The organism is Streptomyces flaveolus, from assembly GCF_000716535.1.
In the GTDB taxonomy this organism is placed as follows: domain Bacteria; phylum Actinomycetota; class Actinomycetes; order Streptomycetales; family Streptomycetaceae; genus Streptomyces; species Streptomyces flaveolus_A.
Genome location: NZ_JNWV01000027.1, coordinates 115,553 through 130,728 on the forward strand (window position 1 = coordinate 115,553; position 15,176 = coordinate 130,728).

Consider the following 15,176-nt stretch of genomic DNA (forward strand, 5'->3'; position numbering starts at 1 on the left):
CACCCTCCGCGCGGCCCACGAACACGCCTGCGCCGCGCCGGCACTCGCATGTCCCCACCCTGCTGGACGCGCCCGGCACGCGAGACGCAAAGGCATGCGCGCACGCGTGGTGGAACGCCTTCGCCGCGGGCCTGGTACGCCCGCTGGGCCCGGGCCGCCCGGCGAGGACGGTCCGGGTCCTGCCGGACAGGTCACCCCACGGACGAGTAGGCGACCACACCCCGCAGCAACTGATCGACAGCCTTGCGCGCGGCCTTGGCCACGGTCGAGCCCTCCGCGGGAGCCGCCGCGGAAATCTGCCCGAGCACGTCGATGACCTGCTTGCACCACCGCACGAAGTCCCCGGCCGGCATCTCCGCCTCCCGCAGCACCTCGTCGAGCCCCTTGCCGGACGCCCACATGTACGCGGCCCAGGCGAACCCGAGATCCGGCTCCCGCTGCCCGACGCCCTCGCTCTGGTGGATCCGGAACTCCTCCTCCAGCCCGTCGAGCCGGCCCCAGATCCGGACCATATCGCCGAGCGCGGCCTTGGCCTTGCCGGAGGGCAGCTTCGGCGCCATCGCGTCGTCGCCGACCCGGGCCTCGTACACGAGCGCCGACACGCAGGCGGCGAGTTCGGCGGGGGCCAGCCCCTCCCAGACCCGCTCGCGCAGGCACTCGCTGGCCAGCAGGTCCAGTTCGCCGTAGAGCCGCGCGAGCCGCTTGCCGTGCTCGGTGACCTCGTCACCGCGCAGGTAGTCCAGCTCGGTCAGCAGGGCCACGATGCGGTCGAAGGTCCGCGCGATGGTGTTGGTGCGGCCCTCGATGCGCCGCTCCAGCTGCGAGGTGTCGCGCATCAGCCGGTGGTAGCGCTCGGCCCAACGGGCGTGGTCCTCACGGTCGTTGCACCCGTGGCAGGGGTGTGCCCGGATCGCCGTCCGCAGCCGTGCGATCTCGCGGTCGTCGGCGGCCTGGGACCGCTTCTTGCGCGCCCGCTCCGGCGGGATGTGCCCGGCCTTGGTGCGCAGCGCGGAGGCGAGGTCCCGACGGGACTGCGGCGAGCGCGGGTTGAAGGACTTCGGGATCCGCATCCGGTCCAGCGGCTCGACCGGCACCGGGAAGTCCATCGACGCCAGCCGCTTGACCTGCCGTTCGGCGGTCAGCACCAGCGGACGCGGCCCGTCGTGGTGGTCGAAGCCGCGGTGGCCGTTGGACCGGCCCGTCGGCAGGCCCGGGTCCAGGACCAGGGCGAGGCCCGCGTACTTGCCCGTGGGCACATGGATGACATCGCCCGGCTTCAGCTTCTCCAGGGCGACGGCGGCCTCGGCACGCCGCTCGTTCGCGCCCTGCCGGGCCAGCTCGGTCTCCCGGTCCTTCAGCTCGCGGCGCAGCCGCGCGTACTCCTCGAAGTCGCCGAGGTGACAGGTCATCGAGGCCTTGTAGCCGGCCAGCCCCTCCTCGTTGCGCTGCACCTGACGCGAGATGCCCACGACCGACTTGTCGGCCTGGAACTGGGCGAAGGAGGTCTCCAGCAGCTCGCGCGAGCGGTGCCGGCCGAACTGCTCGACCAGGTTGACCGCCATGTTGTACGACGGCTTGAAGCTGGAGCGCAGCGGGTACGTGCGCGTGCCCGCGAGACCGGCGAGGTGCTCGGGGCTCATGCCGCGCTGCCACAGCACCACGGCATGGCCCTCGACGTCGATGCCCCGGCGGCCGGCCCGGCCGGTGAGCTGGGTGTACTCACCGGGCGTGATGTCGGCGTGCTGCTCGCCGTTCCACTTGACGAGCTTCTCCAGCACCACGGAGCGGGCGGGCATGTTGATGCCGAGCGCGAGGGTCTCGGTGGCGAACACGGCCTTGACCAGGCCGCGTACGAACAGCTCCTCCACGACCTCCTTGAAGGTCGGCAGCATGCCGGCGTGGTGGGCGGCGATGCCGCGCTCCAGGCCCTCCAGCCACTCGTAGTAGCCGAGGACGTGCAGGTCCTCCGGCGGGATGGACGCGGTGCGCTCCTCGACCAGGGCGCGGACCTGCTCCCGCGCCTCCTCGTCGTTGAGTCTCAGGCCCGCGTACAGGCACTGCTGGACGGCGGCCTCGCAGGCGGCGCGGCTGAAGATGAAGGTGATGGCCGGGAGCAGGCCCTCGGAGTCGAGCCGCTCGATGACCTCGGGACGGCCCGGGGTCCACACGCGCGAGCGCTGTCTGCGCTCCCGCTCCCGGTCGGCCTCGCGCATCGCCCGGCCGCGCCTGCGGTCCTGGTACGACGGCCGGGTGGCCTCCATGCGGGCCAGCCGGACCAGATCGGGGTTGACGGCCTTCTTGTGGCCCTCACCCTCCTCGAACAGGTCGTACATCCGGCGCCCGGCGAGCACGTGCTGGAACAGCGGCACGGGCCGGTGCTCGGAGACGATCACCTCGGTGTCGCCGCGGACGGTGTCCAGCCAGTCGCCGAACTCCTCCGCGTTGGACACGGTGGCGGAGAGCGAGACCAGGGTCACCGACTCGGGCAGGTGGATGATCACCTCCTCCCAGACGGCGCCGCGGAAGCGGTCGGAGAGGTAGTGCACCTCGTCCATGACCACGTAGCCGAGGCCGAGGAGCGTCTGCGAGCCGGCGTAGAGCATGTTCCGCAGCACCTCGGTGGTCATCACGACCACCGGGGCGTCGGAGTTCACGCTGTTGTCGCCGGTGAGCAGGCCCACCTTCCCGGTGCCGTAGCGGCGGCACAGGTCGGCGTACTTCTGGTTCGACAGCGCCTTGATGGGTGTCGTGTAGAAGCACTTCTTGCCCTGCCCCAGGGCGAGGTGGACGGCGAACTCGCCCACGATCGTCTTGCCCGAGCCGGTGGGGGCGGCCACCAGAACGCCCTTCCCCGCTTCGAGTGCCTGGCAGGCCTCGATCTGGAAGGGGTCGAGGCCGAAGTCGTACATCTCGCGGAAGGAGGCGAGCGCGGTGGCCTGCTCGGCTGCCCGCCTGCGGGCTGCCGCGTACCGCTCGGCCGGTGAGAGGTCCTCTGTCATCGTGCTTTCGAGCGTACCGGGCCCCACCGACAACAGGACGATCATTATCCGGATCACCCTCCGGACGAAAGACGGAGGGTAAGAAGACCGGAAGAAAGTACGCCAGGCGGCCGGTGAGACACGGATGCCCCCGTCCTCAGGGGGGCGGGGGCATCGCGTGGCGGCTCGGTGAGGGCTCAGGTCACGTCGTCGTATCCGTTGACCCGGTCGGTACTCGCCTGCTCGGGCAGGGCCCGGGTGGCCGAGACGGGCTCGACGTCGCCGATGTCCTCGGGCGTGAGGTCCAGATCGGAGGCCTCGTCGTCGGCGGGGCCCGCGGCCTCGCGACGGCGTCGGCGCTTGTCGTTGAGCAGCGAGAAGGCGACCGCGCCGAAGTACAGCACCCAGATCGGCCCGGCGAGGGCCAGCATGGACAGCGGGTCGGTGCTCGGGGTGGCCACGGCCGCGAAGACCGTGATGCCGAGGATCATGGCGCGCCACCAGCCGAGCATGCGCCGGCCGGTCAGCACACCGGTGAGGTTGAGCATGATCAGCAGCAGCGGCAGCTCGAAGGAGAGGCCGAAGACGACCACCATGCGGGTGACCAGCTGCAGCAGGTCGTCCAGCGGCAGGAAGTTCCTGATGGACCCGTTCGGCGTGAAGTCGATCAGCACCTTCGCGGTGGTGGGCAGCACCTTGTACGCGAAGAAGGCACCACCGAAGAACAGCGGGGCGCCGGTGAAGACGAAGGCGTAGGCGTACTTCTTCTCGTGCCGGTGCAGACCCGGCGCGACGAAGGCCCAGAGCTGGTACAGCCAGATCGGCGAGGCCAGCACGACACCCGCCGTCAGGGAGACCTGGAGGGCCAGCGTGAACGGGGCGAGGAGACCGTTGATCGTGATCTCGGCGCACTGGTGCTTGCCGCTGGCCTTCGCCAGCTCCGCGAAGGTCGCCGGGCAACCGATCGAGTCGAGGATGGGCCTCGTCAGGAAGTTGATGATGTCGTTGTAGAAGAAGGCGGCGACGACCGTCACGACGACGACGGCCAGCATGGCCTTCGCGAGCCGGTTGCGGAGCTCACGAAGGTGATCCGCGAGGGGCATCCGCCCCTCGGGATCCTTCTCCTTGTTGCGGGCAGGCTTGAGCAACCCACGTCCTCATCTCGTGCGGCAGGCCGGGGGTTTCCGGCCGTGCGTCAGCGCTGGGTGGTGTCCGTCGGCTCGTTGACCGGCCGCGAGCTGGTCACGTCACCGGGGGCCGCCTGGATGGTGCGCTGCGCCGGAGGCTGCTCGCCCGAGCTGGGCGCCTGGGCGGAGGCGTTGCCTCCTTCTTCCTTCATCGCCTTGGCCTCGCTCTTGAGGATGCGCGCGGACTTGCCGAGCGAGCGGGCCATGTCCGGAAGCTTCTTCGCGCCGAACAGCAGGATGATGACGACGAGGATGAGAATGATCTCGGGAGCTCCGAGCCTTCCGAACATAAGTCTTTACCTTCTCACCGAGGCGGCTGGGTGGGGTGCTGTCCGACCGGTCGGACATGTGTCCGAAGGCCGTGCTGGCAGCGATCGTAACGCTCTGGGGTAAACGTGAGGCAATCCCCGTGCGTACTCCCGGTCCACGGTGCGGGCCTCGTTCTCCACACCACGACCAGCAGCGTACCTGCCCCACAGGGCAGCATGACAGGGCGAAGTGACGCAAAGCGCTTGCGTCGCCGGTCTCACAGGCACCGCTCGGCGCCGCTCACAGCGCGTCCACGGCGTCGGCCGCGCGCACGGTCGCCCGCTCCAGATCCTCGGCGGCCCTGTTGATACGGCGCGCGGAGTCCGCGACCTGCTCCCCGAGGCGCCGCGCCTCCAGGAACACCCGTACGGCGAGCACCCCCAGGACGGCGACACCCAGGAAACCCATCGCTACCGCGAACATCGGCCAGAACATGACGCCGAGCCTAGACCGTCCGCCGACGCGAAACGCAGGCGGCTACACCGTGGAGTGCAGCCGCAGGGTCCTGACCCCGCCCCCGGTGAGCAGCTCGACGATCCGCTCCCCGGCGGGCTTGCGGACGGCGGCACCGCAGTCGGGGCAGGTGAAGGAGTAGAACGTCGTCCGGCTGCTGGCGCCGATGGCGAGGCGCAGCGCGCCGGCGGCGAGCTCGAAGCGGCCGCGGCAGTCCGGGCAGCCGGCCCTGAACATCACCGGGACCGCTCTTCTCATGCCGGCGAAGGCGGTCGCCACCGTCATCTCACGCCCACCGGACTCCGGAGACTCGCTCACAGCCTCGCTCCTTCTTCTGGTCGTTCGCCAAGCGCCGCCGGCGGTGCCGCGTCGTGCCGTTTCGCGTCCGCGGCGCCACGGGGGCCTGCCGGGCGGCTCCCCGCGCCCCTGTGGGCGCGCCTCACTGCCCGGAGCCCGCCGGCGGCTCCGTGTCGTACGCCGCCAACGCCTCCGTCGCCGCTCTCCGGGCGCTCTCGGCCAGCTCCGGCGGGGAGACGATGCGGCCGTCGCGGCCGAGGCGCAGGGCGAGTCGGCGCAGCGAGGCCGGGTCGGGGGTGCGCAGGGTGATACGCAGCCCGCCGTCGGGAAGCTCATCGGCGCTGTCGTGCGGGTAGTACTCGGCGACCCAGCGGCCACCGGGCCCGACCTCGACCACCACCTCGGGGTCCTCGGCGGCGGGCTGCACCAGCCCCTCGGAGAGGTCGCGCAGTTCTATCTCGGGCGGTGCCGAGGGCTCGTCGAGGATCCTGATCTCGGCGACCCGGTCGAGGCGGAAGGTGCGCCGGGCCTCGGAGCGGCGGCACCAGGCCTCCACATAGGTGTGGCCGACGCTGACCAGGCGGATGGGGTCGATCTCGCGCTCGGTGACCTCGTCCCGGGCCGGGGAGTAGTAGCGGATCCACAGCCTGCGGCGCTCGGAGATCGCCCGGTCGACGTCGGCGAAGACCCCGCCCTCGGACTCGAAGGTCACCGACAGGCGGGAGCTGGCACCGGCGGCCTCGCCGGCCGCGGCCTCCACCTTGGCGGTGGCCCGCAGCAGGGCCTGGCGGTCGCTCTCCCGCAGTCCCGGCAGGGTCGACACCGCGCGGGCGGCGACCAGCAGCGCGGTGGCCTCGTCGGCGGCGAGCCGGAGCGGTTCGGCCGCCTCCTCGCCGAGCGCGGCCGGGTTGTGCCACCAGATGCGCTCGCCGTCGGTGTCGATGTCCAGCAGGTCGCCGCCGCGGAAGCTGGTGCCGCACATGGGCAGCAGATCGAGGTCGGCGACCAGCTCGTCCTCGGTGATGCCGAAGGCGCGCGCGACATCGGCGATCCGGGCGCCGGGGCGCTCTCTCAGGTACGTCACCAGGGAGAGCATCCGCCGGGTCTGGTCGATGGCGTTGACCGTCCTGGCCGGTTTGCCTGCCACAGTCCTGCTCCCCCTCAGCCCTTGGCCACGGCGCGCAGCCGGTCCACCACGTCGGCCCGCAGCTCGGCCGGCTCCACGACCACCACGTCCGGCCCGAACTCCACCAGCCAGGCGTCCAGGCCGTGCCCGTACGGGATCTCCAACTCGTCCCAGCCGTCACCGAGTTCCCGGACCTTGGTGGCCTTCGCCCGAAGGGGGTAACCGGAGCCGGAGCGCAGCCGGATCAGCGCGGAGCGGTCGGCGATCTCTCCGGCCCAGCTCGCGACGGTCTCACGCACGGTGACGACGTCCGGCACGGGCGCGGTGAAGCCCGTGCCCCGGGAGCGGACCTTGCCGGTGATCCGGGAGAGCCGGAAGACGCGCTCGGCGCCCCGGTCGCGGTCGAAGCCGGCCAGGTACCAGTGGCCGCGCCAGCACTCCAGGGCCCACGGCTCGACGTGCCGGGGCTCGGGGCGGGCGGCGGAGGCCTTGCGGTACTCGAAGACCACCGGGCGGCGGTCGCGGCAGGCGAGCATCAGCGGCTCGAAGGCGGCCTCGTGCACCGGGATGCGCGGCTCCAGCGCGCCGTGCGCCTCGTACGGGTCGACGTCCTCGGGGAGCCCGGCGGCGCGCAGCTTCTGCAGGGCGCCGCTGGCGGCCCCGGCCAGCCGGGCCTGCTGCCAGACCTTGGCGGCGAGGCCGAGAGCGGCGGCCTCCTCGGCGTCCAGGGTGATGGGGGGCAGGCGGTTGCTGTCGCGGCGGGCGAGGTAGCCCACCTCGCCGTCGAGGTTCTCGACGGTCTCGATGACCAGGCCCAGTTCCCGCAGGTCGTCCTTGTCCCGCTCGAACATGCGGTTGAAGGAGTCGTCACTGCCCGCTTCCAGGTAGGCCTCGATGGACTCGCGCAGCTCCCGCTTGCTGAGCGGCCGCCGCGTCCCGAGCAGACACAGCGCGAGGTTCATCAGCCGCTCGGCCTTGGCAATGGCCATCGACGCCCTTCGCCTTCCCTATGGTGCTTCTGACCGATGACCGTACCGCTCCGCGCGGCGGTGACAAAAGCCGAGGGCCCATGCCCGAGCAGGCATGGGCCCCAGGTGATCGGTTCCGGTCGGAACCGGCCGGTCGATCGGGGTGGATCAGACGCCGAGCAGGTCGACCACGAAGATGAGGGTCTCGCCGGGCTTGATCGCCGGGGTCGGGCTCTGGTTGCCGTAGGCGAGGTGGGCGGGGATGGTCAGCTGGCGGCGGCCACCGACCTTCATGCCCTGCACGCCCTGGTCCCAGCCCTTGATGACCCGGCCGGCGCCCAGCGGGAAGCGGAACGGGGTGCCGCGGTTCCAGCTGGCGTCGAACTCCTCGCCGGTGCTGAAGGCGACGCCCACGTAGTGGACGGTGACGTTCTGGCCCGCCTGCGCGACCGGTCCGTCACCCTCCCAGATGTCCTTGATCTCCAGGTCCGCCGGGGGCTCGCCGCCCGGGAAGTCGATCTCGGGCTTCTCGATGCTCACGTCAAAAGCTCCTGCTTGTGTACGACACGAAACGTGGACAGTCTTTCATCATCGCGGGCCTCTCGCCCGCCCCGGGCGTCCCGGACGCTACATCGCCGCGAGGATGTCCACGGTGAACACGAGGGTGGCGCCCTTCTTGATCACTCCGCCGCTCGGCGGGTTGTCGCCGTAGCCCAGCTCCGGCGGGACGACGATCAGGACCCGGCTGCCGACCTTCTTGCCGGTCAGGCCCTGGGCGAGGCCCTTGACCGCCTGCTGCATCTGCTCCAGCGAGAACTGGCTGAGCCGGCCGGAGCCGTACGTCCGCTGGAAGGTCTTGCCGCCCTCCCAGACCAGGCCCTGGAACTGGCACAGGACCGCCTGGTCGGCCTTCAGCTCGGGACCGTCGCCCTCCAGGACGTACTCCGACACGAGCTTCTTCGGCGGGTCGGCCTTGGGGACGGTGACCTTGGGCACCTGGCCGTCGGTGTTGGTGGCGACCTTCGGCAGGGCGGCGTCGTCCTGCGGGACCGGCGCGCCCTTGGCGGAGCTCTTGGAGTTGAAGGAGTCGATCAGGTCGATGACGAAGACCAGGGTGTCGGTGCCCTTGATGCCCGCCTGCGCGTTGCCCTCCTTGCCGTAGCCCCAGGTGGGCGGGACGGCCAGCTGGACGCGGCTGCCGGTCTTCTTGCCCGCGAGGCCGTACCGCCAGCCGTCGATGATGCCGCCCTGGGCGAGCTGGATGACGAGGGGGCGCTTGCGGTCGTAGGAGTTGTCGAAGACCTTGGCCGTGCTCCAGATCTGGCCGAGGTAGTTCGCCTGGATGAAGTCGTTCTCCGCGATCGTGCGGCCACTGCCCGCGATCAGCGTCTTCACCGCGAGGTTCTTCGACGGCTCGCCCGGTCCCTTGGCGACGGTCGGCTTCTCACCGAACTTCGTGCCCGCCGTGACCGCCGGCAGCGGTCCGTCCACGATCTTGGGCGGGGGCGCGGACGACGCCGAGGCCGACGGTGAGGCGCCGGTCTTGCTGGAGTCGGACTTGTCGTCACCGCATCCGGCGAGCGTGACCAGTCCTGCGGGAACGGCGGCGAGGAGAAGTGAGCGTCGGCGCACGGAAGAGCCTCGTAATCGGTCGATCTTGCGGATGGCGTGCGCGCAACTCTACGACCTGACAAGGGCGCCGTACGGGAAACGTACGGCGCCCGTGTGGCGCTCCGGCATTTCGGTGCCGGAACGCTTGACTCACCTCACGGTGACTACATTCCGGCGATGAGCTTCTCCACCCGGTCGTCCACCGAACGGAACGGGTCCTTGCACAACACGGTGCGTTGTGCCTGGTCGTTGAGCTTGAGGTGCACCCAGTCGACCGTGAAGTCCCGGCGCTGTTCCTGTGCCCGCCGGATGAAGTCGCCGCGCAGCCGGGCGCGAGTGGTCTGCGGAGGAACCGACTTGCCCTCGAAGATCTTCAAGTCGTTGCAGACGCGAGCGGCTTGGCCCTTCTTCTCCAGCAGGTAGTACAGCCCACGACGGCGGTGGATGTCGTGGTAGGCGAGGTCTATCTGGGCGACCCGCGGGTGCGACATCGTCATGTTGTGCTTGGCCCGGTACCGCTCGATGAGCTTGTACTTCATGACCCAGTCGATCTCGGTCTCGATGCGGTCGAGTTCCTCGTTCTCGATCGCTTCGAGCGTGCGGCCCCACAGGTCCAGGACCTGCGCGACCGTGCCGGTGCGGATGCCCCGGCGGTCGCAGAAGTCCACGGCCTTGTCGAAGTACTCGCGCTGCACCTCCAGCGCCGAGGCCTCCCGGCCGCTGGCCAGGCGCACCTTGCGCCGGCCGGTGATGTCGTGGCTGACCTCGCGGATCGCCCGGATCGGGTTCTCCAGGGTGAGGTCGCGCATCACGGTGCCGGCCTCGATCATGCGCAGCACCAGGTCGGTGGCGCCGACCTTGAGCAGCATCGTCGTCTCGGACATGTTCGAGTCGCCGACGATGACGTGCAGCCGGCGGTAGCGCTCGGCGTCCGCGTGGGGTTCGTCGCGGGTGTTGATGATGGGCCGGGAGCGGGTCGTCGCCGAGGAGACGCCCTCCCAGATGTGCTCCGCGCGCTGGCTGACGCAGTAGACGGCGCCGCGCGGGGTCTGGAGCACCTTGCCGGCGCCGCACAGCAGCTGCCGGGTGACGAGGAAGGGGATGAGGATGTCCGCGAGCCGGGAGAACTCCCCGTGCCGGGCCACCAGGTAGTTCTCGTGGCAGCCGTAGGAGTTGCCCGCCGAGTCGGTGTTGTTCTTGAAGAGGTAGACGTCGCCTGCGATTCCCTCCTCGTGCAGGCGTCGTTCCGCGTCCACCAGGAGTCCTTCGAGAATGCGCTCGCCGGCCTTGTCGTGGGTGACCAGTTCGATCACGTTGTCACATTCGGGGGTCGCGTATTCCGGATGTGAGCCCACGTCGAGATAGAGCCGGGCGCCGTTTCGCAGAAAGACATTGCTGCTGCGGCCCCATGACACGACACGGCGGAAGAGGTACCGCGCCACCTCGTCAGGAGACAGGCGGCGCTGTCCCCTGAACGTGCACGTGACGCCGTACTCGTTCTCCAGCCCGAAAATGCGGCGGTCCATGAGGGAACATTACGCCCGATCCCCCGAGCTGAAACGGGGTTCGGCAGCACGATTTGGATCATTTTCCGATGAAGCCGCAACGAACCCGCCTCGCGCGGGAGCTGCGAGGACCCGTCCGGTGGCGAGCAGGACCAGCAGCGACACGGCTCCGGCGGCACCCGGCAGCGCGAAGCCCCACAGGGTGCCACCGGCCTGGACCACCGGCCCTGCCAGGCCCGTTCCGACCGAGGCGCCCACGGTGAACGTCGTCACGAGCCAGGAGAACGCCTCGGTGACGGTCCCGCTCGGCGCGTGCCGGTCGACGATGATGAACGCGCAGGCGATGCAGGGCGCCAGGAACACACCGGCGAGCACGCTGAGCAACACCATGGCCACCGCGCCCGGCACCAGCATCAGTGGCAGGTAACACACCGCCAGAAGGGCCACCAGCACTCTGAGTCGCCGTTCGGGTACGCCGCCCCACGCGCGTGCGCCGTAGACGGTGCCGCCGGCCAGCGCCCCGAGGCCCACTCCGGCCATCAGCCAGCCGTACACCGCGTCACCGCCGTGACCGTCCGCGTACGACACCGAGGCGACCGTGATGGAGCCCAGCGCGATGCCGACGAACAGGAAGGCGGCGAGCAGCGCGAGCAGGCCGGGCGAGCGCAGGGCGCCCAGCCAGTGGGCCTCGCGCGGGGCCGAGCGCCACGCGCGCGAGGGCGGCGAGAGCACCACGCAGAGCGCGCCGAGCACGCCCAGCAGGTTGAGCACGAGCAGTGCGGCGCGCTCGTCCCACAGGGCCACGCACAGGGTCACGAGCAGCGGGCCGACGGTGAACATGACCTCCTGCGCGATGGCGTCCATGGCGTACGCGGTGTGCACCTGCTCCTCGCGGCCCAGCACGGACGGCCACAGCGCGCGCAGGCCGCCCTCCAGGGGTGGGGCGAACAGGCCGGCCGCCGCGACGGCCGCGTAGGCGAGCGGCAGCGGTGTGGTGCCGGAGAAGGCGAAGAGGGTCATGGCGAGGGCGGCGAGGACAGCCGCGGGCAGTTGGACGCGCGGCTGGCCGTACACGTCCACGAGACGGCCCAGCAGGGGCTGTCCGACGGCGTTCGCGACGCCGTACACGGCGGCGAGGGTGCCGGCCAGGCTGTAGGTGCCGCCCTCGGCGCGGACGAAGAGCACCAGGGCGATGGCGGCGCTGGCGTTGGGCAGCCGGCCCACCAGGGTGCCGGTGAGCAGCCTCAGGGCGTGCCTCGCCCTCAGGATGTCCAGGTATCCCGTGGCCATGTCCTGCCCTCCGTGGCTCGCCGGGACGCCGTGACGGCCCGAAGTGTTACGTATAACGTCCCTCGCCATACGTACCATGTGCGCTGTTCGCACGTCCAGACGACCGGGAGTCAAGTGGTGGCCCGCAGCAGCACGCGCCCGACCAGCCGGGACGTCGCCCAGGCGGCCGGGGTCTCCCAGGCGGCCGTCTCCCTCGTCCTGGGCGACAAATGGCGCGGCCGGGTGTCCGAGACCACCGCCGAGCGCGTCCGCGAGGCCGCGCGCGAGCTGGGCTACCGCCCCAACCTCGCCGCCCGCAACCTCCGCCTGGGCCGCACCCGTACCGTCCTGCTCGTGGTGCCCGCCCTGACGACGGAGTTCTTCGCCGGCGTCTACACCGGCGCCGCGCGCGTCGCGGCCGAACACGGCTTCGGTGTGGTGCTCTACCCCTCCCCCGAGGGCATCGGCCCGGCCCGCGACCCCTTCGCCTCCGCGCAGTCCGCCCTGGACGGCGTGCTCGCCTCCTCGATGGCCGCCGACGCCCTCACCGCGATCCGGGGCGACCAGCTCCCCCTGGTCATGCTCGACAGCGACCCGGCGGGCAGCCTGGGCGCCGCGACCGTGAACCTGGACATCGCCGACGGTGTCCGGCAGGTCGCCGCGCACCTGCTGGGCCTCGGCCACCGCCGGGTGCTGCACCTCGCCGCCGACGTGCCCTCCTGGACCTTCGAGGTCCGCGCGCGGGAGCTGGCCGCGCGCATGGCCGCCGTGCCGGGCACCGAGGTCCGCACGGTCCGGGCCCCGATCTCCATCGAGGCCGCGCTCGCCGCCACGGAGGCCGCGCTCACCGCGCCGGGCCCCCGGCCGACCGCGGTGGTCTGCGACGACGACAAGCTCGCCGCCGGCGCCTACAAGGCGCTGCGCCGCCTGGGCCTGCGCGTCCCGGACGACATGTCCGTCACCGGCCTGGACGACCTGGCCCTGGCCACAGCGATCGATCCCGAGCTCACGACGGTACGCCTGGACGCCGAGCTGTTCGGGGAACGGGGCATGCGGGCCCTGCTGGCCGTCCTGGAGGGCCGGGAGCCCCAGGGCGGGGACATCCCCGTCGAACTCGTCGTCCGGGGCTCCACGGCGCCGCCACGCACGACCGCGTGAAAGCCGGGTGCCCCGGCCGGAGATCCGGCCGGGGCACCCGGCGACACGTGCGGGAGGCGGCTACTCCTCCTCGGTGTCCTCGGAGCCGTCCGCGCTCTCCGCCTCCGTGCTCGCGCCGTCCGCCGCCAGCAGGCGGGCGAGCTGGCGGCCGACGATGCGCTTGAACTTGCGCTTCTGCGGGCGCGTGCGGTCCAGCACGGCGACCTCGAGGCGCTCCGCGGGGATCTCCCGCTCGCTGCCGTTGGTGTCCCGGGACAGGGCCTGCACGGCCAGCTTGAGGGCCTCCGCGAGGCTCATGCCGTCGCGGTGGCGCTGGTCCAGGAAGCTGCTGATCTGCTCGGCGTTGCCGCCCACCGCGACCGAGCCGTGCTCGTCCACGATGGATCCGTCGTGCGGCAGCCGGTAGATCTGGTCGCCCTCGGGGGTCTCCCCCACCTCGGCCACCACCAGCTCCACCTCGTACGGCTTCTCGGCGGCGGAGGAGAAGATCGTGCCCAGCGTCTGCGCGTAGACGTTGGCCAGGCCGCGGGCGGTGACGTCGTCACGGTCGTAGGTGTAGCCGCGCAGGTCGGCGTAGCGGACACCGCCGATGCGCAGGTTCTCGTACTCGTTGTACTTGCCGGCCGCGGCGAAGCCGATCCGGTCGTAGATCTCGCTGAACTTGTGCAGCGCGCGGGACGGGTTCTCGCCGACGAAGACGATGCCGTCGGCGTACTGCAGCACGACCAGGCTGCGGCCGCGGGCGATGCCCTTGCGGGCGTACTCCGCCCGGTCGGCCATGGCCTGCTGGGGTGAGACATAGAACGGCGTCGACACCGGTTATCCGTCCCTTTCTGTCATGGTCACTGGATCACCTTCATAAGAACCGGGCCCAAGCTCAGAGCAGGGCGGCCTTGGGGCCGTCGGGCTCCTCCAGGCGCTTCTGGAGCACCGCGCGGGCGATCTCGGACGCCTCGTCCCCGGTGAGCCGGCGGAAGCCGTCCTCGGTGATCACGGTGATGATCGGGTAGATCCGGCGGGCGACATCGGGACCGCCGGTCGCCGAGTCGTCGTCAGCCGCGTCGTAGAGGGCCTGCACCACGAGGGTGGTGGCCTGCTCCTCGGTAAGGTCGTCACGGAACAGCTTCTTCATCGCACCGCGCGCGAAGATCGAGCCGGAGCCCGTCGCCGCGAAGTTGTGCTCCTCGGAACGGCCGCCCGTGACGTCGTAGGAGAAGATGCGCCCCTTCTCGCGGTCCAGGTCGTACCCCGCGAAGAGGGGCACCACGGCCAGGCCCTGCATGGCCATGCCGAGGTTGGAACGGATCATGGTCGACAGCCGGTTCGCCTTGCCCTCCAGGGAGAGCTGCGCACCCTCGACCTTCTCGAAGTGCTCCAGCTCGAGCTGGAAGAGCTTGACCATCTCGACGGCCAGGCCGGCGGTGCCGGCGATGCCGACGGCCGAGTACTCGTCGGCCGGGAACACCTTCTCGATGTCCCGCTGCGCGATCACGTTGCCCATCGTGGCCCGGCGGTCGCCGGCGAGCACCACGCCGCCGGGGAACGTCACGGCCACGATGGTCGTGCCGTGCGGCGCCTCGATCACGCCCTTGGTGGGCGGAAGCTGCCGGTTGCCGGGCAGCAGCTCGGGCTGGTGCTCGGCGAGGAAGTCCATGAAAGAAGAGGATCCTGGCGTCAGGAAGGCAGCTGGTAGACGCCCGGTGCTACGAGTGTTGGCTTCCACGCGTTTCCTTCCACATATGCAGCAGCCCGTCTTACGACCTCGGGCTGATCCTTGAACTGCCCCAGTGCAGCGTTGCAGCTGAAGCACAGTACGCCACGGACCCTACCCGTCTCGTGACAGTGATCCACATGAGCGGGCGGAGCCGAAAGACATATGCAGCAGACTCCGCCCTGAGCCTTGACCAACTCGTCCCGCTCGGCTGCGGTGAGGCCGTACTGGCGCTTGAGATGCAGCTCCCGCCCCTGCGCCGCCCGGCACGCCTTGCAGCGCGTGGACAACCCGTCGGACGCGGTGGCGTTGCGGTGCCACTCGCTGTGCGGCTTGATCTCCCCACACGTCCGGCACAGCTTGTGCCCCGGTGGAACGTCCACCTTCTCCCGCACCGGCTTCCCCAGAGCCTCCCGGCGCCGCCGGTAGTGCGCGGCGCTGTATTCCGCCACGCACTCCCGGCAGTCCACCTGGAGACCGTCGCGCCGGTTCCGGTCCCGTGCGAATGCGGTCAGAGGCAGGCCTCGCTTGCATTTCCTGCATCGCTTCGCATCCACTTCGCCAGCCACCCTCGCCCCCTGTCACCTTCAATTTGAAGGTCTTG

General features: G+C 70.8%; 15 protein-coding genes. 1 reads left to right on the forward strand and 14 read right to left on the reverse strand.

What is annotated here, in order from left to right; translation table 11 throughout:
• Positions 1 to 191: 191 nt before the first annotated feature.
• The 11 genes from OO52_RS28120 to OO52_RS28170 all read right to left on the reverse strand — a co-directional run bounded on the left by OO52_RS28120 (position 192) and on the right by OO52_RS28170 (position 11,724).
• Positions 192 to 3,044, reverse strand: coding sequence for a DEAD/DEAH box helicase (locus OO52_RS28120; protein WP_030654023.1), 2,853 nt, complete (start codon positions 3,042 to 3,044; stop codon positions 192 to 194).
• A gap of 131 nt (positions 3,045 to 3,175) precedes the next feature.
• Positions 3,176 to 4,126 (reverse strand): twin-arginine translocase subunit TatC, encoded by a 951-nt coding sequence (gene tatC / locus OO52_RS28125; RefSeq protein ID WP_030654020.1) that lies wholly within the window; start codon positions 4,124 to 4,126, stop codon positions 3,176 to 3,178.
• A gap of 47 nt (positions 4,127 to 4,173) precedes the next feature.
• Positions 4,174 to 4,455 carry a Sec-independent protein translocase subunit TatA gene (gene tatA, locus OO52_RS28130; protein ID WP_030654017.1) on the reverse strand — a complete coding sequence of 94 codons (282 nt, stop codon included), beginning with the start codon at positions 4,453 to 4,455 and terminating at the stop codon, positions 4,174 to 4,176.
• Between the two features lie 259 nt (positions 4,456 to 4,714).
• Positions 4,715 to 4,909 (reverse strand): membrane protein, encoded by a 195-nt coding sequence (locus OO52_RS28135; protein ID WP_030654014.1) that lies wholly within the window; start codon positions 4,907 to 4,909, stop codon positions 4,715 to 4,717.
• 42 nt (positions 4,910 to 4,951) lie between these two features.
• Positions 4,952 to 5,245 (reverse strand): hypothetical protein, encoded by a 294-nt coding sequence (locus tag OO52_RS28140; RefSeq protein ID WP_030654011.1) that lies wholly within the window; start codon positions 5,243 to 5,245, stop codon positions 4,952 to 4,954.
• A gap of 121 nt (positions 5,246 to 5,366) precedes the next feature.
• The gene (locus OO52_RS28145; protein ID WP_030654008.1) at positions 5,367 to 6,371 is read right to left on the reverse strand and encodes a helix-turn-helix transcriptional regulator; all 1,005 of its coding nucleotides are present in this window, start codon (positions 6,369 to 6,371) and stop codon (positions 5,367 to 5,369) included.
• Positions 6,372 to 6,385: 14 nt separating this feature from the next.
• A complete protein-coding gene (locus OO52_RS28150) occupies positions 6,386 to 7,339 on the reverse strand; it encodes a helix-turn-helix transcriptional regulator (protein ID WP_030654006.1) in 954 nt (317 codons plus the stop codon).
• A gap of 147 nt (positions 7,340 to 7,486) precedes the next feature.
• Positions 7,487 to 7,858: an FKBP-type peptidyl-prolyl cis-trans isomerase gene (locus tag OO52_RS28155; protein ID WP_030654003.1), complete on the reverse strand. Its 372-nt coding sequence runs from the start codon at positions 7,856 to 7,858 to the stop codon at positions 7,487 to 7,489.
• Positions 7,859 to 7,945: 87 nt separating this feature from the next.
• The gene (locus OO52_RS28160; protein ID WP_030654000.1) at positions 7,946 to 8,950 is read right to left on the reverse strand and encodes an FKBP-type peptidyl-prolyl cis-trans isomerase; all 1,005 of its coding nucleotides are present in this window, start codon (positions 8,948 to 8,950) and stop codon (positions 7,946 to 7,948) included.
• A 143-nt stretch (positions 8,951 to 9,093) separates the two neighbouring features.
• Positions 9,094 to 10,455 (reverse strand): Pup--protein ligase, encoded by a 1,362-nt coding sequence (pafA, locus tag OO52_RS28165; protein WP_030653997.1) that lies wholly within the window; start codon positions 10,453 to 10,455, stop codon positions 9,094 to 9,096.
• Between the two features lie 9 nt (positions 10,456 to 10,464).
• Positions 10,465 to 11,724: an MFS transporter gene (locus OO52_RS28170; protein WP_030653994.1), complete on the reverse strand. Its 1,260-nt coding sequence runs from the start codon at positions 11,722 to 11,724 to the stop codon at positions 10,465 to 10,467.
• 117 nt (positions 11,725 to 11,841) lie between these two features.
• Between OO52_RS28170 and OO52_RS28175 the strand changes: the two genes are divergently transcribed.
• Positions 11,842 to 12,861 (forward strand): LacI family DNA-binding transcriptional regulator, encoded by a 1,020-nt coding sequence (locus tag OO52_RS28175; RefSeq protein WP_030653991.1) that lies wholly within the window; start codon positions 11,842 to 11,844, stop codon positions 12,859 to 12,861.
• A 60-nt stretch (positions 12,862 to 12,921) separates the two neighbouring features.
• Here OO52_RS28175 and prcA read toward each other — a convergent pair whose 3' ends face one another.
• From prcA to OO52_RS47970, 3 genes are all read right to left on the reverse strand, one after another.
• Positions 12,922 to 13,677 carry a proteasome subunit alpha gene (prcA, locus tag OO52_RS28180; protein WP_030653988.1) on the reverse strand — a complete coding sequence of 252 codons (756 nt, stop codon included), beginning with the start codon at positions 13,675 to 13,677 and terminating at the stop codon, positions 12,922 to 12,924.
• Between the two features lie 61 nt (positions 13,678 to 13,738).
• Positions 13,739 to 14,584, reverse strand: coding sequence for a proteasome subunit beta (gene prcB / locus OO52_RS28185; protein WP_030653985.1), 846 nt, complete (start codon positions 14,582 to 14,584; stop codon positions 13,739 to 13,741).
• Entirely contained in the window at positions 14,536 to 15,141 is a 606-nt protein-coding gene (locus OO52_RS47970) for an endonuclease VII domain-containing protein (RefSeq protein WP_030653980.1), read from the reverse strand. Before OO52_RS47970 ends, prcB begins: the two co-directional genes overlap by 49 nt.
• Positions 15,142 to 15,176: the final 35 nt, after the last annotated feature.

Coding starts and splice junctions, on each gene's coding strand:
- OO52_RS28120 (WP_030654023.1), bottom strand. CDS start 3,044: ATGATCGTCCTGTTGTCGGTGGGGCCCGGTACGCTCGAAAGCACGATG.
- tatA (WP_030654017.1), bottom strand. CDS start 4,455: ATGTTCGGAAGGCTCGGAGCTCCCGAGATCATTCTCATCCTCGTCGTC.
- OO52_RS28135 (WP_030654014.1), bottom strand. CDS start 4,909: ATGTTCTGGCCGATGTTCGCGGTAGCGATGGGTTTCCTGGGTGTCGCC.
- OO52_RS28150 (WP_030654006.1), bottom strand. CDS start 7,339: ATGGCCATTGCCAAGGCCGAGCGGCTGATGAACCTCGCGCTGTGTCTG.
- pafA (WP_030653997.1), bottom strand. CDS start 10,455: ATGGACCGCCGCATTTTCGGGCTGGAGAACGAGTACGGCGTCACGTGC.
- OO52_RS28170 (WP_030653994.1), bottom strand. CDS start 11,724: ATGGCCACGGGATACCTGGACATCCTGAGGGCGAGGCACGCCCTGAGG.